Source organism: Garicola koreensis (assembly GCF_014195445.1).
In the GTDB taxonomy this organism is placed as follows: Bacteria; Actinomycetota; Actinomycetes; order Actinomycetales; family Micrococcaceae; genus Nesterenkonia; species Nesterenkonia koreensis.
In genome coordinates this window covers 38,578-57,687 of sequence record NZ_JACIBT010000004.1, presented here as the reverse complement: position 1 = coordinate 57,687, position 19,110 = coordinate 38,578, and the positions used below count along the sequence as shown (strand labels likewise).

Below are 19,110 nucleotides of genomic sequence, written 5' to 3'. Positions count from 1 at the left end.
GGCCCAATGCCCGCTGAAAACACCAGGCTCAGCCAGGAGACGATCACCACCATCGCCGATGAGCTGGCCGCCGCCGAGGAGCAGCGCAGCATGATCGGTCTGCTGACCAGCCGCTACCCGGAAATGACCATCGAGGACTCCTACGCGGTGCAGAACGAGTGGCGACGCCGCGGAGCAGCCGCTGGTCGCCGTCCGGTGGGCCGCAAGATCGGCCTGACCTCCAAGGTGATGCAGGCAGCCACCGGCATCACCGAGCCCGACTACGGGGCGATCTTCGCCGACATGGTCTACGAGAACGGTTCGGTGATCCAGCACAGCCGATTCTCCAACGTGCGCATCGAGGTGGAACTGGCCTTCGTGCTCGGCAAAGACCTCACCGGGCCCAACGTCACCATATTCGACGTCTTAGACGCCACCGACTATGTGGTGCCTGCCCTGGAGATCCTCTCGTCGCGCATCGAGATGACTGGGCGGACCATTGTGGACACCATCAGCGACAACGCCGCAATGGGCGCCATGGTCACCGGCGGCAACCCGGTCAAGCCCCACGACGTCGACCTGCGCTGGGTCTCCGCGCTGCTCTACCGCAACGAGACGATCGAAGAGTCCGGGGTGGCGGCCGCAGTGCTGAACCATCCGGCCTCCGGCGTGGTGTGGCTCGCCAATAAGCTCAGCCAGCACGGCGACTCGCTCACCGCCGGAGAGATCATTCTGGCCGGCTCCTTCACCCGCCCGATGTGGGTCGAAGCCGGCGACACGGTCTTCTGCGACTATGGGCCGATGGGAACAGTGACATGCCGCTTCGACTAGACCCGACCTTCGGCAAGCAACTGGCAGCGGCGCAGCGCACGCTCTACGGCGGCTGGATCTGCTCCGGCTCACCGGTGGTCGCCGAGATCATGGCCGGCGCCGGGCTGGACTGGCTGCTCATCGATATGGAGCACGCCCCCAACGGACTTCAGTCGGTCATGGCTCAGCTGCACGCGGTCTCCGGCTATGACACCACCCCGGTGGTGCGGGTGCCGGCCGGTGAGACCACCACCGTCAAACAGGTTCTGGACCTGGGGGCGCAGAACATCCTGGTGCCGATGGTCTCCACGGCGCAGCAGGCCGAAGAGGTCGCAGCCATGGCCACCTACCCCCCACACGGGGTGCGCGGCATCGGCAGCGCCCTGGCCCGCTCCGCCCGGTGGAACCGGGTGCAGGGCTACCTGCAGGAGGCTGAGCGCCACGTGTCGGTCTTCGTGCAGATCGAGACCGCCGAAGGCGTGGCCAACGCGGCAGAGATCGCCGCCGTCGACGGTATTGACGGCGTATTCCTCGGCCCCAGCGACCTATCGGCTTCCATGGGGCTGATCGGTCAGCAGACCCACCCCGATGTCGTCGCCGCGGTCAAAGAGTCCTTCGCCGCGATCATCGCCGCAGGCAAGCCCGCAGGGGTCAACGCCTTCGACCCTGAGGCTGCCAGAGACTACGTGAGCGCCGGCGCCCGCTGGGTGCTGGTCGGGGCTGACGTGGCCCTGGTGGCCCGCGGCTCAGAGAAGCTCGCATCCACATTTATCCCGCAATCGTCGACGTCGGCGGCCGAACCGCCGGAAAGCTACTGAGGAGCAACTATGGAGTTCCACCACCACGGTTATGTGTCCACCGACCCGCGGGTTCAGCCCATCGCCGGCATCGGCAAGGACCGGCCCGCTGAGCTTCCCGACGAGATGGATGTTCTGATCGTCGGCACCGGCCCCGCGGGCATGATCACCGCCGCACAGCTTGCCATGTACCCGGATGTGCACACCCGGATCATCGAGCGCCGCCCCGGCCGGTTGGAAGTCGGCCAGGCCGACGGCATACAGGCCCGCAGCGTGGAGACCTTCCAGGCGTTCACGTTCGCCAACCAGCTGACCAGCGAGGCGTATCACCTCACGGAGATGGCCTTCTGGAAGCCGGACCCGCAGAACCCGAAGAACATTGTGCGCGCCGCGCAGAAGGTCGATGATCCACAGGGAATCTCCGAGTTCCCCCACCTGATCGTGAACCAGGCCCGCATCCTGGACTACTTCGCGCAGTTCATGCTCAACTCGCCCAGCCGCATGACCCCGGACTACGGCATCGAGTTCCTGAGCCTGACCGACACCGGCGAAGGCGATTACCCGGTGGAGGTGCGGGTGCGCCACACCGCAGCCGAACGCGAAGGCGAGGAGCGGATAATCCGGGTGAAGTACGTCCTGGGTGCTGACGGGGCGCGCAGCGGTGTGCGGGAGTCGATCGGGCTGAAGCTGGACGGCACGCAGGCCAACCACGCCTGGGGCGTGATGGACGTGCTGGCCACCACCGACTTCCCCGACATCCGGCTGAAATCAGCAATCCAGTCGAACTCCGGCGGATCCATCCTGCTGATCCCCCGCGAGGGCGGCCACCTGTTCCGGATGTATGTGGACTTGGGCGAGGTCACCAAGGAACGTGCCGGCGAGATTCGCAAGACCACTCTGGATGAGGTGGTCGAGAGGGCCAACGAGATTCTCCACCCCTACACGGTGGACGTGAAGCACGTCGCGTGGAACAGCGTCTACGAGGTCGGCCACCGGCTGACCGACAGGTTCGACGACGTTCCGGCTGACCTCACCGGTGAGCGGACCCCGCGGGTGTTCATCGCCGGCGACGCCTGCCACACCCACAGCGCCAAGGCCGGCCAGGGCATGAACGTGTCTCTGCAGGACGGGTTCAATCTGGGGTGGAAGCTGGGCCAGGTGGTCTCCGGGCGCAGCCCCGAAGCGCTGCTGAGCACCTACTCGCAGGAGCGTCAGGTGGTGGCCCAAAACCTGATCGACTTCGACAAGGAATGGTCCACTATGATGGCCAAGCGGCCCGAGGACTTTGAGAACCCTGCGGAGCTGGAGGAGTTCTACGACAAGACCTTCGAGTTCCCCGCCGGGTTCATGACCGAATACGAGCCCTCGATGATCACCGGTTCCACCGACCATCAGGATTCGGCCACCGGCTTCCCCATCGGCAAACGGTTCAAATCGGAGCGCGTGGTTCGGGTCTGCGACACCAACCCGCTGCAGCTGGGCCACCAGGCCACGGCGGACGGGCGCTGGCGGATCTATGCCTTCGCCTGCGATTCCACCCCGGACGCGCCGGCGGGGGAGACCTCTGCGATCCGCCGGTGGGCGCAGTGGATGGACGAGTCCGCGGACTCACCGGTGAACCGGTTCACCGCCGCTGATGAGGATCGCAGCGCGCTCTTCGACATCAAAGTCACCTATCAGCGCAAGCACACCGACTTCGAGGTGATGAACGCCCCGAAGATCTTCACCCCGGAAGTGGGCCCCTACCAGGTGGTCGATCTGAACAACGTCTTCAGCATTCATCCGGACTATGACATCTTCGATGAGCGCGGCATCAGCCGCGACGGTGCGGTCGTCATCGTACGTCCGGATCAGTACGTGGCCCACGTGCTGCCGCTGGGGGCCCGGGAAGAACTGACGGACTTCTTCGCCGGCGTCTTCAACGACGCTGACTGAGCCGAGCAGCGCGGGTGGGCAACGTGGGTGGTTAGCGGCATCCGGCGCCGCGGCGTGCCGTGGAAACCGGCTCTTCGCAATCCAGGGTGTACTATATTTAACTGGAGTGCTTATCCAGTAAGTTCAGCTACTCGAGTATTCCAACGGTTAAGGGTACATGGAAATAGGACACTGTCCTATGCATATGAGAAGGGTAATTTCACCTATGCTTTCAAAGCCTTCACATCTTCTTTTGCTGGGCTTAACGTCAAGTCTCCTACTCACCGGAATGGCTGCACCCCCCCCCACCTTCAGAAATAACAGGACCGGCTGATCCGGCCTTCGATTTGGCGCAGTTGGATTTACCTTCATCGCCAAACATAACTCCGGAAAGCGACCCTGGACCTATTCTGTTTACCTCAGATGATTCTGAGGAGACTATCAATTTTCCTCTCGCTACCCCTCAAGGCAGTGATGTATCCCTAGCGGAGGATGGCCGCCTCTTAATCAAAACCTCAGACACAGTTGTGGGAAGCTTTGAACAAGCGTGGGCGCTCGATGCGTCCGGTGATTTCCTAGAGTCGAGCTACGAGTACGTGGATGGGAGTATTCGGCAGACCGTAACGTTTGACGAGAATACTGAGTTTCCGGTCCTCATGGATCCAACGCGGGAGCTGGACACACAGGCGAGCGCGATATCTTCCTCCGGTCTGGGGTCGCCAGGCGGCTCTCTCGGGAATACAGGCGGAAACATGAGCATAGCCGCAGCCCCTATGTATGGAATACCCAGCCACTATATCTACAACCCTTCTCTTGGTAGTCTCCATGATTACTGCACGAGTTCCCCAGATTCTTATTTTGATGCCGACTTCAGGGGTCCGTGCGCAAGTCATGACCTGTGTTATCAGGCTGCCGGCGATAGGTCAGTTGCGTGCGACGACGCACTGTGGGTTCGACTCACGGGAAACTGCATTTCGGCGTATGGTCAATGGAGCCCACAGCGCTATGCCTGCTCGGGAGTAGCTAAGACATATCACGGTGTAGTAACTGCGGTGACGGCGGTTTCTTGATCACAGTGGTATATCAAATACGTGAGCTTTGTATGATCCTGAATTGGAGGTCATCTTGAGGCGCGGACTAGCTAGCCAATTCGGATTTATCCTGGCTCTGATTGTGATTACGGCAGGGTTGTGGTGGGGATGGTTCGCGTGGGACGCTAGCTATCATCGCGACCCTGTGACGGGTGAGATCTCTGGGCCGTATCAACTTTGGCAAGGTATAGGGTGTGGGGTGTGTTGGGTGGCCCTAGTGATACTTGCCGACAAATTTGTCCGCGCATGGGCCATTCTGCTCGTGATGCCATTGTCGTTTACTGTTGCTTACGCGTTCACGGTACTTCCACCCGACCAAACCGGTCTGGCGGGCGTCGGCGTCATAATGGTGGCCGTCGGGACGTTTCTTGGAACCCTTGCGGTAGTTGGGGCAGTTCGGGGAATTCGACGTATAAGGATTCTTCGGGGCAGGGGTGGGCACCGCGCGGAGGATGTTGAGTAGGGTATGAAAAAAGGGCCGGGGGCCTTGATGATGTGCTGCGACCAAATTCCACATCAGCAGAAGAGCCCTGCGCTTGCCCTTCGATGAAGTACAGCTGTTGTGTATAGAAGGGCCTTTCGGTAGCACGCGCGTAACGACCGGGTAGCAGTGCTGTAAGGATCCGGTAGCGTTTCGGGCTGGGCTGTAACAGGATTGCTTTCACCCTCACGGCAACTGGTGTCGTGGGTGAGTGAAAGGATCGATTATGGCCGATTATCGGCTTGTGATGTCCCTGCTGGTGCAGGGCTATTCCTACCGTGAGATCGAAGCGATGGCCGGGTGTTCGCACCGGACTATCGCCAAAGCCCGCAAGGTCGTTGAAGAGCGCGCCCTGACCACCACCGAGCAGGTTGAGGGCCTGGGCGCCGAAGACCTTGATGAACTCTTCACCGATGGCAGGAAAGCCTCCTCGGAGCTGTTCATCGAGGTCGATGTTGACGCGGTGGCCAACGCCCGACTCGGGCGGAAGAAGCCTCCGCTGAAAGTGCTATGGGCCAGATACCTCGACACTGATGCTCCTGCTGGGGTGCGCCATTATGGGTATGAGAGGTTCTGCCAAATCGTGGCCGAGCATGTGCGCACCCATGATCTGACGGCCCCGATCGCTCATGTGCCTGGCCATACGATGCAGGTCGACTGGGCGGGGACGAAAATGAGCATCGTCGATCCGATCACCGGCAAGGTCACCGGGGTCTCGGTGTTTGTGGCCACCCTGCCGTTTTCAGGGATGCTCTTCGCCCGCGGCTATCTGGATGAGAAGCTGGCCTCCTGGCTGGATGCGCACCGTAGGGCCTTTGAATACTTTGACGGCGTGGCCCAAGTCATCATCCCTGACAACGCCTCCACAGCGTCGAATGCGATCAGCCGGTACGACAAGACCCGGGAAGTCAATCGTGCCTACGCTGATTTCTTGGAGTATTACCGCACCGCAGTGGTACCGACCAGATCGTACCGACCCCGCGAGAAAGGCCATGTGGAATCTGGGGTCAAGATCGTCACCAACTGGGTGATCCATCGGTTGGCGGATCGGCGTTTCGCCACTGTCGAGGACCTCAACGAGGCGGTCGCCGATGCTGTGGAAGTCATCAACGATCGCACTCCCTTCCGCGGGGAGAACACCAGCCGCAACCAGTGGCTTGCGACCAGCGAGCATCACCAGCTGCTGGACTTGCCGGCCAAGCCCTGGCAGCCGGTGACCTGGCGCAAAGCCAAAGTCCACCGCGACTGGCACATCCAGCTGGACACCATCAAGTACTCGGTGCCTCATGCCTTCGCCGGCCAAAGTGTGGAGGCTCGCATCAGCGGCTTCGACATCGACATCATGGCCGATGGCGCGATCATCGCCACCCACCGGCAAGGCGCCCAACGCCACGGGTACGTCACCAACCCTGAGCACGCTCCGGCCTACTACGAGGCAGTATCCGGACTGTGGACCCGGGCCTATTTTCTGCGCCAAGCAGCCAAAGTCGGCCCCTACACTGTCGAAGCGCTGACCAGCCTGCTCGACGCTAAGGCCATCGAAGCCCAAGGCTTCCGGGCATGTATGAACATCCTCAGCCTCGGCAAAGGCACCAACCGGCTCCTGCTCGAAGCCGCCTGCCAGCAGCTCTGCGACACCGAAGAACAGCGGCGACGACCGGTCAGCTACACCGCGGTCAAACACCGCCTCACTGCCATACGGGCCCGCGGTGATCAGCGTCCCACAGTCACCGAAGCCCCCGCTGCCTCGGCCTCGGCGCCGCTGGCCCGTGACACCAGCCGAGCGCATCTGGGTGGGGCTGATCAGTTCAGCCTCGACGCCCTGGGCCACACCAACGAGCCAAACACTGGAGTAGACCATGATTGACCAGCACTTAAGCATCGATGACATGCCAATGTTCACCAGACTGCGGATGACCGCCTTCGGCGAAGCCGCCATCGACCTCGCCAATGACCCCGCCTACGACGAATGGACCTTCTCCCAGAAGATCCGCCACGCCCTGGACCAAGAGAACACTGCACGGGCCGAACGCCGGATCCAGAAGCTGCTCAAAGCCTCCCGGTCACCGAACCTCACAGCCTGTGTTGAGGAGATCCACTACTTGCCCGGCCGTAACCTCAACCGCGAGGTCATCGGGCGTCTGGCAGCCTGCCGGTGGATCGAGATGAGCACCAACCTGATCGTGTTGGGCCAATCCAGCGTCGGCAAGAGCTACCTGGCCCAAGCACTGGTCAACGCCGCCTGCCGCAACGACTACACCGCACGCTACTTCCGCCTCGATGACCTGGCCAACCAGCTGGCGGTCTACCACCGCACCGACCCACAGCGGCTGGCGTTCCTGGCCCAGATCCACACCTGTGACGTTCTGGTATTGGATGACTTCCTGACCACGCCGATCACCGGTGAGGCCGCCAGCGAACTGCTCAACATCCTCGCCGCCAGAGAAGGCAGAGGATCCACACTGGTCACCTCCCAGTTCGACCCCCAGGACTGGTACAAGTCCCTGCACGACGCAGTCATCGCTGAATCGATCCTCAACCGCATCGTGTCCACCGGCGAACTCATCCAACTCGACGGCCCCAACATGAGACGCCACACCCACACCCCCGAACAGGACTGAGGAGCAAAACCCCAGCCGAAGCGGGGGCGCGGTCACCACAGCGCTATCCGGTACCCGCGCCCCCGCTACCGGATCACTACACGCCCGCTACCGAAAGCCCCTGCTAAACATGTTGCAGGCGCGGCCGATGTGTGTAGCCAATCGACGCTCGATGGCATCGCGGGAGAGAGCATCGCCACGTGGGCCTGGGACCTGACTCGTGTCACGTTAGTGGCTCATCGCAGATAAGAGCCAAAAGGGGGTTGAAGTCCACTGAGTACCCCAAACTGGTCGGCGCATTCACAGTGTCACCGTATCGGTCGGCCTGAGTCCGGGGCCCCGTGCCTACCCCCTGCTAGGTTGCAAAGCTATTCGTAGACGTATGCCAAGATGTCTACGGCTTGGTCAACTGTTGACACCGTGACGTTGGACTTGCGGGAGAGTTCCTTCAGCGGGTGGATGAAGGCCTCAGGCCTGATCATGATCGTCGACTTGCCCAGGGCGATCGCGGTGCTTAAGTCCATGGCAGTGTTCCACTGCTTGTACTGCTCACCGAATAGGGCGACAACAATGTCAGACTTCTTCAGCAGAACCTCGGTGCGAAAGTTGTTGATGTCTGACGCCGCCAGGTCACGGAAGTACGCGTTGGGCTGGGTGCCCTGAACGTCCTCGCCGATGTTGTCGGAACGCTCGTGCACCAGCTGCGGGGACACAAACTCGAGATCAAGTCCCTTCTGCTGGGCCTTCTCCATCAGATCATCTCGCCAGGCGGTGTGAATTTCACCGGCCAAATACACAGTGAGTCGCATCCAATATTCCAATCATTGGTCTATTCGTAGGTGAAGAAGCCTTGGCCGGTTTTGCGGCCCAGCTCCCCGCGGGCCACCATATCGCGCATCAGCTGTGGTGGCGCGAAGCGTCCCCCCAGCTCGGAGTGCAGGTACTCGGCGATGCCCAGGCGCACATCCAAGCCGACCAGGTCGGTCAGCGCCAGTGGGCCGATGGGGAACTTATAGCCCAGCACCATGGCGTCGTCGATGGCTTTGGGGTCGGCTACGCCGTCTTCGACCATGCGGATGGCTTCTAGGCCGATGGCCACTCCCAGCCGGGAGGAGGCAAAGCCGGGGGAGTCGCTGACCACCACCGGTGTCTTGCCCAGCTGCTGCACCCACTGTGAGGCTTCCTCGGCGAGCTGCTGGCTGGTCTGTTCAGCCAGCACCACCTCCACCAGTTTGGAGGCTGGCACCGGGTTGAAGAAGTGCAGTCCGCAGAAGCGGTCCGGGCGCTGCAGGTTCTTTGCCAGATCAGACACGGAGAGCGATGAGGTGTTGGTGGCCAGGTAGGCGTCGTCGCCCAGCTGCTGCTCCACCCGGGTCAAGGCCGCAACTTTGAGGCCCTGATCTTCGGGGACGGCTTCGACCACCAGGCCGCAGCGGGCGAAGTTCGCGTAGGCGGTGCTCACGGTCAGCCGTTCCGCGAAGTCATTGTGCTCGCCAGTGATCTTCCCACGCTCCAGGGAGGCCTGCAGGTCGGCCTCGATGCGCTGCCGGGCGGCTTCGGCACCGGCCTCGTTGACATCGACGACGACGACCTCCTCAGCCCCGGAGATCAAAAACGCGTGGGCGATGCCAGCACCCATGCGGCCGCCTCCGAGCACCCCCACGCGGGCGGGCACCTCCACGGTGGGCTGTGCGGTCTCAGTGGGCTGGTGATTGGCGGGCTCGCTCATCTGTATCAGGATTCCTTCGTGCCGTTGTTCGTGGGCTGCTCTGCTCGCTTGGCCTTCTTGTCGAGGAAGGCCTGCATCCGGTCGAACTTCGCCTCAGATTCGAAGAGGATGGCCTGGGCGAGGTTGTCCACATGGGGGTGGGCCTCCCGCGGCATGGCGAAGACCCGTTTGGAGACCTGCACGGCCAGCGGATCCTGTCGGCCGATGCGGTCGGCAAGCTCGTGGGCGGCGCCCAGCAGCTCGTCCGCCGCGTGCAGTGAGGAGACCAGCCCGTGGGCCAGCGCCTCGTCCGCGTTCAGGATCCTGCCGGCGAAGAGAATCTCTTTGGCCATGGCCTCACCGGTTAGGTCCTTCAGCCGCCACAGGGCGCCTGCGGCGGGGATGATCCCCAGCCCCGTCTCGGGCTGACCGATCTTCACCTGATCGGTGGCAACCCGGAAGTCCGCGGCCCAGGCCAGTTCGGCGCCGCCGCCCAGGGCGAAGCCGTCCAGCGCGGCGATCACCGGCATCGGCAGCTTGGCCAGCCGGTCGAAGGCGGCGGAGTTGATCCCGCGCAGCGCATCATCACGACGACGCTGACGCAGCTGGCCGATATCGGCTCCGGAGGCGAAGATGCCTTTGCCGCCGGATTCGGTGCCCGAGAGGATCAGGATCTTCGGACAGGCCTCCAGGTGCTCGCAGACGGCGTGCAGCTCCGTGATCATGGTCGAGTCGATCGCATTGCGCACCTCGGGCCGGTTCAGCTGCGCGTGCAGCCGATCCTCGCCCTCAGTGACAGTCAGCGCAGTGAAGTCTTCAGCGTCCAGCTGCATCAGGCTCAGACCTTCTCGATGAGCATGGCCGATCCCTGACCCACACCCACGCACATCGTGGCCAGGCCCCGGGTGAGCCCGTCGTCCTCGAGCCGGCGCAGCAGGGTCAGTACGATGCGGGAGCCCGAGGAGCCCAACGGGTGGCCCAACGCGATGGCGCCGCCGTCGGTGTTGACGATCTCCTCATCCAGACCCAGCCGGCGCATCGAGGCCAGCGACTGGGTGGCGAAGGCTTCGTTGAGCTCCACGGCCTGAAGATCATCCAACTGCCAATCGGCGCGTTCCAGTACCTTCTGCGTCGCCGGGACCGGCCCGATTCCCATCACCTCCGGGGGGACTCCGGCATTGGCGGAGCCGACCACCCGGGCGCGGGCGCTCAGGCCGTACTTCTCCACGGCGCGCTCGGAGGCCACGATCACCGCTGAGGCACCGTCGTTGAGGGAGGAGGAATTGCCGGCGGTGACCACACCGCCGGGGGTGACCACCGAGCGCAGTCCGCTCAGACCCTCCAGGGTGGTCTCGGGCCGGGGCCCCTCATCAGTGTCCACCACGGTGACCGCGCCCTTACGGCCAGCCACCTCCACCGAGGTGATCTCCCGGGCCAGCCGACCGGAGTCAATGGCCGCCGTCGCCCGCTGCTGAGAGCGCAGTGCGAAGGCATCGGCGTCCGCACGGGAGATGCCATCAACCCGGGCGACCTCCTCTGCGGTCTCCGGCATGGAGAAGGTGCGCTTATCGTGCTCCAGGTGCTTGGGGTTCACAAACCGCCACCCGATGGAGGTGTCCACCACCTCTCCGGGACCGGCAAAGGCCTTCTGCGGCTTCGCCATCACCCACGGTGCCCGCGACATGGACTCCACCCCACCGGCGACGACGATATCGGCGGCACCTGCGGCGATCATCTGCTGCGCCGAAGCAATCGCGGACATGCCCGAGGCACACAGCCGGTTCACCGTCATACCGGGGACCGTGTCTTCATAGCCGGCCAGCAGCCAGGCCATGCGGGCCACATTGCGGTTCTCCTCACCGGCGCCGTTGGCGTTGCCCAGAATCACCTCGTCCACCTCAGCAGAGGGAACACCGGACTCCTCCACCACCTGGCGGATCACCAGGGCGGCAAGGTCATCGGGACGCACTGCGGAGAGCGCGCCACCGTACCGGCCCACTGGTGTGCGGGTTCCTGAGACGAGAAAAGCGGGTTGGGACACGGCAGACCTCCGATTAACTGACCGATCGTTCACTAATACCTTGTCATGGGGCGACTATGGCGTCAATCACGGGTCATAGCCTGATATCGATTCTAGTGCAGCACCTTCTGGCAGACACATGATGTATGATTACATCATGATGCGGACTCAGATTTCGCTGACAGTTGAGGAGCGTCGGCTGCTGGACGCGGAGGCAGTGCGGTCGGGCAGGTCGATCTCTGCTCTGATCCGAGATGCCGTCACCAGGACCTACGGGTCCGGGCGCGACGCAGAAGCGGATCTCCAAGCCATTGAGGCTGCGCTTGGGGCTTGGGATGGGCGGGGACCCGAGGGCGCAGCCTATGTTGAGCGCCTTCGCTCCGGCGCGCGTTTGGACGAGGCAGCTGCGTAATGACCGTCGTCGTCGACACCTCCGTTCTCATCGACGTCCTCCGCGGCGACCCAGCGGCCGCTGCGGCTCTGCGGGATGCGCGGGCAGAAGGTCCCCTGCATGCCAGCGAGGTGACCAGGTTGGAAGTATTGGCCGGTATGCGGCCTCGGGAGGAAGAGGCGACCCGGGGCCTGTTCAGCGCCTTCGACTGGCACCCACTGGACGGCAGGATCGCCGAGATCGCGGGCGAACTCGGACGTCAGTGGCTGCCGGGCAACCAGGGCATCGACTCCGCGGACCTGGCGATCGCCGCCACTGCCCGGGCCCTCGATGCGCGGCTGTTCACCCGCAACGTCAAGCACTTTCCGATGTTCAGCAAGCTGGCCGCGCCGTACTGACCATAGTGACCGTACCGAACTGCCCCGTACTGAACCACTCGGGTCGCTTCAGAGATCGGCCAGGGCGGCGGTGGGGTCTCCCATACAGGTCGCCACGAAGTTGAGGAAGCCTCCGGCCGCACCGCCGTCGCAGACCCGGTGGTCGAAGGCCAGCGTCAGGGTCGTCACCTTCCGCACCGCCAGCTCGCCGCCCACGGCCCAGGGCCGGTCGATGATGCGGCCGATGCCCAAGATGGCGGCCTCGGGGTGGTTGATGATCGGGGTGGCGCCGTCGGAGCCGAAGACGCCGTAGTTGTTGACCGTGAAGGTGCCGCCGGACATCTCCTTGCTGCTGATCTGGCCGTCGCGCGCCGATTCCGCCAGCCGGCGGATCTCGGTGTTCAACCCCCGTGCGGAGAGCCGCTGGGCCTCGCGCACCACGGGCACCACCAGGCCGGTCTCGGTCTGGGCGGCGAAGCCCAGGTTGATGCCGGCGAAGTGCACGATCTGATCCCCGGCGTCGGTGTGTTCGATCCGCGCGGCCAGCTCCGGGTAGCGCTGCAGACCGGCGACGACGAAGCGGGACAACAATGCCAGCACCGAGGGTGCTTCCTGGCCGCTGTCCTTCAGCTGCGCGCGCATGTCCAACAGTGCGGTGACGTCGACGTCCTGCCACACCGTGGCCTCGGGAATCTCCCGGCGCGACTGCGACATCTTCGCCGCGATCGCCTTACGCATGCCGGTGACCGCCACGCGCTCGCGGACGGCCAGGCCAGTGCGGGAATCCACAGCACCAGCGGCTGCCGCAGCATCCTGCTGGGCGGCATCTCGGGCGGGCTCACGCTGCGGTGCCCCGGCCCCAGCCGCCGCAGGCTGTTCGCCGGCTGCGAGTACATCGCGGCGCATGATGAGGCCTTCAGGACCCGAACCGCTGATCGAGTGCAGCTCCACGCCCTGCCGGCGGGCCATGCGACGCACCAAGGGAGAAGAGACCCGCGGAGCCTGTGCCGGTCCAGGAGAGGTCGTCGAACGCTGTGCCGCCGAACCCTGTGCCGCCGCATCTGTGGGCCGTTGCGTGTCCGCGCGTGGGGCACCGGAGCGCTTACGCCGACGTCGTGCGCTGCTGGCCTGGGAAGTGCCGTAGCCGATCAGCACGTTCCCTGATCCCTCGGTCTCCTCATCTGTGTCCTGGGATTCGGGAGCTGCAGTCCCGGCCCGCTCCTCCTCGCGGTAGGACAGGGCGCCTGCCCGGCCGTCGGTGGAGGAGTCAGCGGGGGAGTCGGCGTCGTCCTCGGTGGTGACGGTGATCAGCGGGTTGCCGACCTCCAGGGTGTCGCCGGTGCTGCCGTGCAGGGTGTGCACGGTGCCGGCGTAGGGGCTGGGCACCTCGATGGAGGACTTGGCGGTTTCGACCTCAGCGATCGGCTGGTCGACGTGCACGGTCTCGCCCTCAGCGACCAGCCAGCTCAGCAGTGTGGCCTCGGTCAGGCCTTCGCCCAGATCGGGCAGGTTGAAGATGGTCATCTCAGTCCTCCCACTGCAGTTCGTCGAGGGCGTCGAGGATCCGGTCGACGTCGGGCAGGTGGTGGGTCTCCAGCTTCGGGGACGGATAGGGGATGTCGAAGCCGGTCACCCGCAGCACCGGTGAGGCCAGCGAGTGGAAGCAGCGTTCCTGCACCCGTGCGACGATCTCACTGGCCACCGAGACGAATCCCTGGGCCTCAGCGACCACGACGGCCCGTCCGGTCTTGGTCACGGTGCGCTGCAGCGCCTCATCGTCGAAGGGCACGATGCTGCGCAGGTCCAGAACCTCGGCGGAGATGCCTTCCTCGGCGGCGGCCTCGGCGGCCTTGAGCACAGTGGAGACCGAGGGTCCGTAGCTGATCAGTGAGACGTCGGTCCCTTCGCGGACCACCCGCGCCCGGCCCTGCGGACCCACGCTGTGGTCCTGGCCGGAGGCGCCGCTCTCATACTGCTCACGCAGTGCCGAGAGGTCCTCCTCCGCCTTGGACCAGTAGAGCTTCTTGGGCTCGAAGAAGACCACCGGGTCATCGGTGTCGATGGCTTCGCGCAGCATCCGGTAGCCGTCGTCGACGCTGGCGGGGGTGAAGACCTTCAGCCCCGCGGTGTGCGCGTAGTAGGCCTCGGAGGAGTCGCAGTGATGCTCCACCCCGCCGACGCCGCCGCCGTAAGGGATGCGGATGACGATCGGAAGCCTGACCCGGCCTCGGGTCCGGTTGGCCATCTTGGCGATGTGGCTGAAGACCTGCTCCAAGGAGGGGTAGGCGAAGGCGTCGAACTGCATCTCGATGACCGGGCGCATCCCGTTGATCGCCATGCCGACGGCCATTCCTGCGATCCCGGACTCGGCCAGGGGAGTGTCGAAGCAGCGGTCGGTGCCGAAGCGTTTGGTCAGCCCGTCGGTGATGCGGAAGACCCCGCCCAGGGGGCCGACGTCCTCACCGAAGACGACGACGGAGGGGTCGCGCTCCATGGCGTCAGACATGGCAGTGTTCAGCGCCGAGGCGAAGGTGGTGGTGGCGGTCTTCGCCGCCGTTGCGGTGCTCATCAATTGGCCCCCTGATCGGTGGTGGAGCGCTGCAGCTCGTCGGCGAGCTTCTCACGCTGTTCGCGCAGCTGCGCAGTCGGTGCCGAATAGACGTGTTCGAACAGTTCCAGCGGGTCATTGGACGCTTCTGCGGTCATCGCTTGCCGCAGTGAGGCGGCGACCTCCTCGGCCGCAGCTGCGATTCTGCTCTCGGCGTCGTCGTCGAGTGCGCCCTTGGCGGTGAGGTACTTGCCCAGCCGCACCAGCGGATCGGCGCGCTGCCAGTGCTCCACCTCATCGGCGTCCCGGTAGCGAGAGTCGTCGTCGGCGTTGGTGTGGGCCTGCATGCGGTAGGTCATCGCCTCCACCAGCAGCGGCATGGAGTTCTCCCGGGCCAGTCGAACCGCCCGGCGCAGGGTGGCGAGCACGGCGACCATATCGTTGCCGTCGACCCGTTCGCCGGCCATACCGTAGCCGATGGCCTTATGGGCCAGCGAGGGCGCGGCGGTCTGGCTCGACAGCGGCACCGAGATGGCATAGCCATTGTTCTGGATGAAGAACACCACCGGAACCTCGAAGACGGCGGCGAAGTTCAGGGCCTCGTGGAAGTCTCCCTCACTGGTGGCGCCGTCGCCGCACATGGCCAGCACCACCGTGTCCTCGCCCCGCAGCTTCGCGGCATGGGCGACGCCCACTGCGTGCAGCAGCTGAGTGGTCAGCGGAGTGGACTGGGGGCCGACCTTGTACTGGTGCGGATCGTAGCCGCAGTGCCAGTCTCCGCGGAAGGAGACCATCACTTCCAACGGGTCCACACCGCGGGCGATCGCGGCCACGGTGTCCCGGTAGGTGGGGAAGAGCCAGTCAGCCTCGCCCAGGGCGAGGGCCGCGCCGACCTGGCAGGCTTCCTGGCCGTGTGAGGAGGGGTAGACCGCCAGCCGGCCCTGGCGCACCAGGGCGTAGTTCTGATCGTTGACCCGGCGGCCGGCGACCAGGGCCTCGTAGGCCTGCAGCAGCGTCTCGTCCTCCGGGATCGGGTACTCGTGGCCCGGGCCGGTGCCCTGCTGGTCCTCCGGCACCAGCTCGCCCTCTGGGTCCAGCAGGCGGATCTGCTGGGCGGCCGGCAGCATGTACTGTTCGGCGCTGATGCCGAAGGACCGGCTGGCCTCCTGGATCCTGGCGGCCTGCTCGGCCTTCTCGTGGCCCGGCTCGTGGTCGACCGCCTGGTGCGGCGTGGCGGGGCCGGCTGCTGTCTTCTCGGGTGCTGTGTTCTTGGTGCTGCTGTCGGTCATGAGGCTCTCCCGTATACAGATGTGACCTGAACCATATTTCCTTCAAGTGTGAACGGTTCGCCAATGTGTCCGCTACCCACAGGCGGAATCGCAGACTTGTTCTTGTCTCAGCCGACGAACAGTGGACGAATTGTGTTCAGATCGCACTTCAGCACTGGTATTGTCCGAAACTATGAATCGGATGGTGGACGATCAGGAATCCACGGCGCCCCAGGCGTTGGGGCAGCGACGATCAGTGCGGCCCCGGCGTGTGGATGCCACGGACCAGGCGATCCTCACTGCGCTGAGCAGAGACGCCCGGCAGTCGGTGTCCAGCATCGCAGAGCAGCTGCACCTTTCCCGGGCCAATACCTACGAGCGCATCGCCCGGCTGCGCTCCTCCGGTGTGCTGAGGGGGTACACGGCCGTCATCGACCCGCGTGCGGCCGGCTTGGAGACTGCAGCCTACGTCTTTGTGACGCTGAAGCAGGACGATTGGGAGGTGCTGCGCCGGGCCCTGGCCGACGATCCGGCGGTGCGCCATCTGGCACTGGTCGGCGGTCAGTACGACGCGGTGCTGCTGGTGCGCACCAGCACTGTGGAGGAGCTTCGCCGGGTGATCTTCGAGCGGATCCAGTCGCTGAACTGTGTCCAGGCCACGCAGACGGCACTGATCTTCGATGACCACACCCAGCAGGTCCACATGAGCCCCGACGACGACGGCCCCTGACCACCCGCCCGATGTTGCGTTGCCTCGCTCCCGCCGGCCTCAAACGCAACGGGACGTGGGACCGGGGAGCGACTTGGAATGATCACCCGGTGGATGTTGCGCTGCGAGCCTCGCCGGCCCCTGCAGGGTCAGCAGGAACCGGGCACTCGTCATGTGATCGGTGGCACGATAGACTGCACAGAAATACCGACCGATCGGTCAGTTGAAGTGTGCTGGTGCACCGCACCGCACCGCAATCGCATGAGAGGACTCCTATGACTGCGACGAGCCCCGATACATCCGCCGCGGCGGTCCAGATTCTGCCCAGCTTCGTTGATGGAAGCTGGTGGACCCCGCAGAACCCGGAGAAGATCACCGACGTTCTTGACGCCTCCACCGGGGAACTGGTCAGCCGCGTCTCCACCGACGGGCTGAACACCAAGGCGGCGGTCGACTACGCCCGCTCAGCAGGTCAACGGAGCCTGAGCGAACTGACCTTTCACCAGCGAGCCCTGACCCTGAAGAAGCTCGCCCTGCACCTGGGAGAGCACAAGGAGCTGCTCTATGAGCTCTCCGACCGCACCGGTGCCACCCGGAAAGACCACCTGGTCGACGTCGACGGCGGCATCGGCACACTCTTCGCGCTCTCCTCCATCGGCCGCAAAGAGCTGCCCAACTCCAACGTGATCATTGATGGCAACATCGAGCAGCTCTCCCGCGACGGCAGCTTCATCGGCGAGCACATCTACACCCGCCTGCCTGGTGCGGCGGTGCAGATCAACGCCTTCAACTTCCCCGTGTGGGGCATGCTGGAGAAGTTTGCCCCCAGCTTCATTGCAGGGGTGCCCACCATCGTGAAGCCCGCCACCCAGACCGCCTATGTCACCGAAGCCTGCGTGCGGCTGATGGTCGACTCCGGGCTGCTGCCCGAGGGCTCCATCCAGCTGATCTCCGGTTCCGCCCGAGACCTGCTGGACCACCTGGACTACCGCGACCACGTCGCCTTCACCGGCTCGGCGCAGACTGCCTCGATCCTGCGCAGCCACCACAACGTCCAGCACGAAGGGGTGCGCTTCACCGCAGAGACCGACTCGCTCAACGCCGCGATCCTCGGCCCCGACGCCACGCCGGGGACCCCGGAGTTCGAAGCCTTCATCAAGGCCGTGGTGGCGGAGATGACATCCAAGGCCGGCCAGAAGTGCACTGCGATCCGCCGCGCCATCGTGCCCAGCCAGCACGTTGACGCCGTCGTCGATGCCCTGCGCGCCCGGGTGGAGTCCCGTGCCGTGCTGGGTGACCCGCGCGACGCCGACACCACCGTGGGCGCCCTGGCCTCGAAAGACCAGCAGGCCGAGGTGACCAAGGCCGTTCAGCAGCTTGTCGACGCCGGGGGAGAGGTCTGCTTCGGCGGGCCGTCGTCCTTCGAGGAACTGAAGACCGGCACCGGCAGCGCCGATGCCGAAGCAGGCGCCTTCTACCCGGTGACCACCCTGAAGTTCACCAACGCGCGCACCCCGGAGGTGCACCAGGTGGAGGCATTTGGCCCGGTGGCCTCAGTGCTGGGCTACTCAGACATCGACGACGCCGTCGAGCTGGCCGCACTGGGCGGCGGCTCCCTGGTAGCGACCGTGGCCACCCACGACCCGCAGATCGCCGCCGAGTTTGTCCGCGGCATCGGCTCCCACCACGGGCGGGTGCACCTGCTGGACCGCGACGACGCCAAGACCTCCACCGGTCACGGCTCCCCGCTGCCGCACCTGGTGCACGGCGGCCCCGGCCGCGCAGGCGGCGGTGAGGAGCTGGGCGGAATGCGCGGGGTGAAGCACTACATGCAGCGCACCGCCATCCAGGGCACCCCCGATCTGCTCACCGGCATCACCGGAGTGTGGCACCAGGGTGCGAAGGCCAACACCGCCACCCCAGAGTCCATTGCCGCAGGCAGTGCGGTGCACCCGTTCCGCAAGCCGCTGGCTGAGCTTGAGATCGGCGACCAGCTGGCCTCCGGACTGCGCAAGGTGCACCTGGAGGACATCCTGGAGTTCGCCGAATCCACCGGGGACAAGTTCTACGCCCACACCAATGAGGAGGCCGCCACGGCCAACCCCTTCTTCCCACGCCGGGTGGCCCACGGCTACCTGCTGGTGGCCTGGGCGGCAGGACTCTTCGTGGAGGCTGCTCCCGGACCGGTGCTGGCCAACACCGGCCTGGAGAACTTAAGCTTCATGACCCCGGTGACCTATGACGACTCCATCCGCGTGACTCTGACTGCCAAGGAGATCACTCCGCGGGAGACCGATGACTACGGTCAGGTCCGCTGGGACACCGTGCTCCACAATCAGCACGATGAGCTGGTGGCCACCTACGATGTGCTGACCCGCGTGGCCAAGGAGATGCCCGACTGGGCCGAATAGCCACGC

16 protein-coding genes are annotated in these 19,110 nt (G+C 64.7%); 9 read left to right on the top strand and 7 right to left on the bottom strand.

What is annotated here, in order from left to right:
• Positions 1-6 precede the first annotated feature (6 nt).
• From hpaH to FHX47_RS07380, 5 genes are all read left to right on the top strand, one after another.
• Positions 7-810, top strand: coding sequence for a 2-oxo-hept-4-ene-1,7-dioate hydratase (gene hpaH, locus FHX47_RS07400; RefSeq protein ID WP_183358290.1), 804 nt, complete (start codon positions 7-9; stop codon positions 808-810).
• Complete coding sequence (locus FHX47_RS07395; protein WP_183358289.1) at positions 795-1,607, top strand: HpcH/HpaI aldolase family protein; 813 nt, start codon at positions 795-797, stop codon at positions 1,605-1,607. Before hpaH ends, FHX47_RS07395 begins: the two co-directional genes overlap by 16 nt.
• A 9-nt stretch (positions 1,608-1,616) precedes the next feature.
• On the top strand, positions 1,617-3,521 hold the full coding sequence (locus FHX47_RS07390) for an FAD-binding monooxygenase (protein ID WP_183358288.1): 1,905 nt from the start codon (positions 1,617-1,619) through the stop codon (positions 3,519-3,521).
• A 1,777-nt stretch (positions 3,522-5,298) separates the two neighbouring features.
• Positions 5,299-6,939, top strand: a complete 1,641-nt coding sequence (gene istA, locus FHX47_RS07385; protein ID WP_183358287.1) for an IS21 family transposase — start codon at positions 5,299-5,301, stop codon at positions 6,937-6,939.
• Positions 6,932-7,693, top strand: a complete 762-nt coding sequence (locus FHX47_RS07380) for an ATP-binding protein (RefSeq protein ID WP_183358286.1) — start codon at positions 6,932-6,934, stop codon at positions 7,691-7,693. The genes istA and FHX47_RS07380 overlap by 8 nt, the downstream gene beginning before the upstream one ends.
• Before the next feature lie 347 nt (positions 7,694-8,040).
• On the opposite strand, the gene FHX47_RS07375 is transcribed toward FHX47_RS07380, so the two are convergent.
• Genes FHX47_RS07375 through FHX47_RS07360 form a run of 4 tightly spaced genes read right to left on the bottom strand, consistent with a single transcriptional unit; the run spans position 8,041 to position 11,421 of the window.
• A complete protein-coding gene (locus FHX47_RS07375) occupies positions 8,041-8,481 on the bottom strand; it encodes a YtoQ family protein (RefSeq protein WP_183358285.1) in 441 nt (146 codons plus the stop codon).
• Positions 8,482-8,501: 20 nt separating this feature from the next.
• Positions 8,502-9,401, bottom strand: a complete 900-nt coding sequence (locus FHX47_RS07370) for a 3-hydroxyacyl-CoA dehydrogenase family protein (RefSeq protein ID WP_183358284.1) — start codon at positions 9,399-9,401, stop codon at positions 8,502-8,504.
• A 5-nt stretch (positions 9,402-9,406) separates the two neighbouring features.
• A complete protein-coding gene (locus FHX47_RS07365; protein WP_183358283.1) occupies positions 9,407-10,213 on the bottom strand; it encodes an enoyl-CoA hydratase/isomerase family protein in 807 nt (268 codons plus the stop codon).
• Between the two features lie 5 nt (positions 10,214-10,218).
• Positions 10,219-11,421, bottom strand: coding sequence for an acetyl-CoA C-acyltransferase (locus FHX47_RS07360; protein WP_183358282.1), 1,203 nt, complete (start codon positions 11,419-11,421; stop codon positions 10,219-10,221).
• 136 nt (positions 11,422-11,557) lie between these two features.
• Between FHX47_RS07360 and FHX47_RS07355 the strand changes: the two genes are divergently transcribed.
• Complete coding sequence (locus FHX47_RS07355; protein WP_183358281.1) at positions 11,558-11,812, top strand: ribbon-helix-helix domain-containing protein; 255 nt, start codon at positions 11,558-11,560, stop codon at positions 11,810-11,812.
• Entirely contained in the window at positions 11,812-12,189 is a 378-nt protein-coding gene (locus FHX47_RS07350; RefSeq protein WP_183358280.1) for a type II toxin-antitoxin system VapC family toxin, read from the top strand. The genes FHX47_RS07355 and FHX47_RS07350 overlap by 1 nt, the downstream gene beginning before the upstream one ends.
• Before the next feature lie 48 nt (positions 12,190-12,237).
• Here FHX47_RS07350 and FHX47_RS07345 read toward each other — a convergent pair whose 3' ends face one another.
• Genes FHX47_RS07345 through pdhA form a run of 3 tightly spaced genes read right to left on the bottom strand, consistent with a single transcriptional unit; the run spans position 12,238 to position 16,005 of the window.
• Positions 12,238-13,692, bottom strand: coding sequence for a dihydrolipoamide acetyltransferase family protein (locus FHX47_RS07345; protein WP_183358279.1), 1,455 nt, complete (start codon positions 13,690-13,692; stop codon positions 12,238-12,240).
• A gap of 1 nt (position 13,693) precedes the next feature.
• Positions 13,694-14,737 carry an alpha-ketoacid dehydrogenase subunit beta gene (locus FHX47_RS07340; RefSeq protein ID WP_183358278.1) on the bottom strand — a complete coding sequence of 348 codons (1,044 nt, stop codon included), beginning with the start codon at positions 14,735-14,737 and terminating at the stop codon, positions 13,694-13,696.
• Complete coding sequence (gene pdhA / locus FHX47_RS07335) at positions 14,737-16,005, bottom strand: pyruvate dehydrogenase (acetyl-transferring) E1 component subunit alpha (protein WP_183358277.1); 1,269 nt, start codon at positions 16,003-16,005, stop codon at positions 14,737-14,739. Before pdhA ends, FHX47_RS07340 begins: the two co-directional genes overlap by 1 nt.
• Before the next feature lie 172 nt (positions 16,006-16,177).
• Between pdhA and FHX47_RS07330 the strand changes: the two genes are divergently transcribed.
• Positions 16,178-16,714, top strand: coding sequence for an Lrp/AsnC family transcriptional regulator (locus tag FHX47_RS07330; RefSeq protein WP_246328097.1), 537 nt, complete (start codon positions 16,178-16,180; stop codon positions 16,712-16,714).
• Between the two features lie 254 nt (positions 16,715-16,968).
• On the top strand, positions 16,969-19,104 hold the full coding sequence (paaZ, locus tag FHX47_RS07325; RefSeq protein WP_183358276.1) for a phenylacetic acid degradation bifunctional protein PaaZ: 2,136 nt from the start codon (positions 16,969-16,971) through the stop codon (positions 19,102-19,104).
• Positions 19,105-19,110: the final 6 nt, after the last annotated feature.

Bases quoted from the DNA above. Each gene is read 5' to 3' on its own strand.
- hpaH (WP_183358290.1), top strand. From the start codon at position 7: ATGCCCGCTGAAAACACCAGGCTCAGCCAGGAGACGATCACCACCATC.
- FHX47_RS07395 (WP_183358289.1), top strand. From the start codon at position 795: ATGCCGCTTCGACTAGACCCGACCTTCGGCAAGCAACTGGCAGCGGCG.
- FHX47_RS07390 (WP_183358288.1), top strand. From the start codon at position 1,617: ATGGAGTTCCACCACCACGGTTATGTGTCCACCGACCCGCGGGTTCAG.
- istA (WP_183358287.1), top strand. From the start codon at position 5,299: ATGGCCGATTATCGGCTTGTGATGTCCCTGCTGGTGCAGGGCTATTCC.
- FHX47_RS07380 (WP_183358286.1), top strand. From the start codon at position 6,932: ATGATTGACCAGCACTTAAGCATCGATGACATGCCAATGTTCACCAGA.
- FHX47_RS07375 (WP_183358285.1), bottom strand. From the start codon at position 8,481: ATGCGACTCACTGTGTATTTGGCCGGTGAAATTCACACCGCCTGGCGA.
- FHX47_RS07370 (WP_183358284.1), bottom strand. From the start codon at position 9,401: ATGAGCGAGCCCGCCAATCACCAGCCCACTGAGACCGCACAGCCCACC.
- FHX47_RS07365 (WP_183358283.1), bottom strand. From the start codon at position 10,213: ATGCAGCTGGACGCTGAAGACTTCACTGCGCTGACTGTCACTGAGGGC.
- FHX47_RS07355 (WP_183358281.1), top strand. From the start codon at position 11,558: ATGATGCGGACTCAGATTTCGCTGACAGTTGAGGAGCGTCGGCTGCTG.
- FHX47_RS07350 (WP_183358280.1), top strand. From the start codon at position 11,812: ATGACCGTCGTCGTCGACACCTCCGTTCTCATCGACGTCCTCCGCGGC.
- FHX47_RS07345 (WP_183358279.1), bottom strand. From the start codon at position 13,692: ATGACCATCTTCAACCTGCCCGATCTGGGCGAAGGCCTGACCGAGGCC.
- FHX47_RS07340 (WP_183358278.1), bottom strand. From the start codon at position 14,737: ATGAGCACCGCAACGGCGGCGAAGACCGCCACCACCACCTTCGCCTCG.
- pdhA (WP_183358277.1), bottom strand. From the start codon at position 16,005: ATGACCGACAGCAGCACCAAGAACACAGCACCCGAGAAGACAGCAGCC.
- FHX47_RS07330 (WP_246328097.1), top strand. From the start codon at position 16,178: ATGAATCGGATGGTGGACGATCAGGAATCCACGGCGCCCCAGGCGTTG.
- paaZ (WP_183358276.1), top strand. From the start codon at position 16,969: ATGACTGCGACGAGCCCCGATACATCCGCCGCGGCGGTCCAGATTCTG.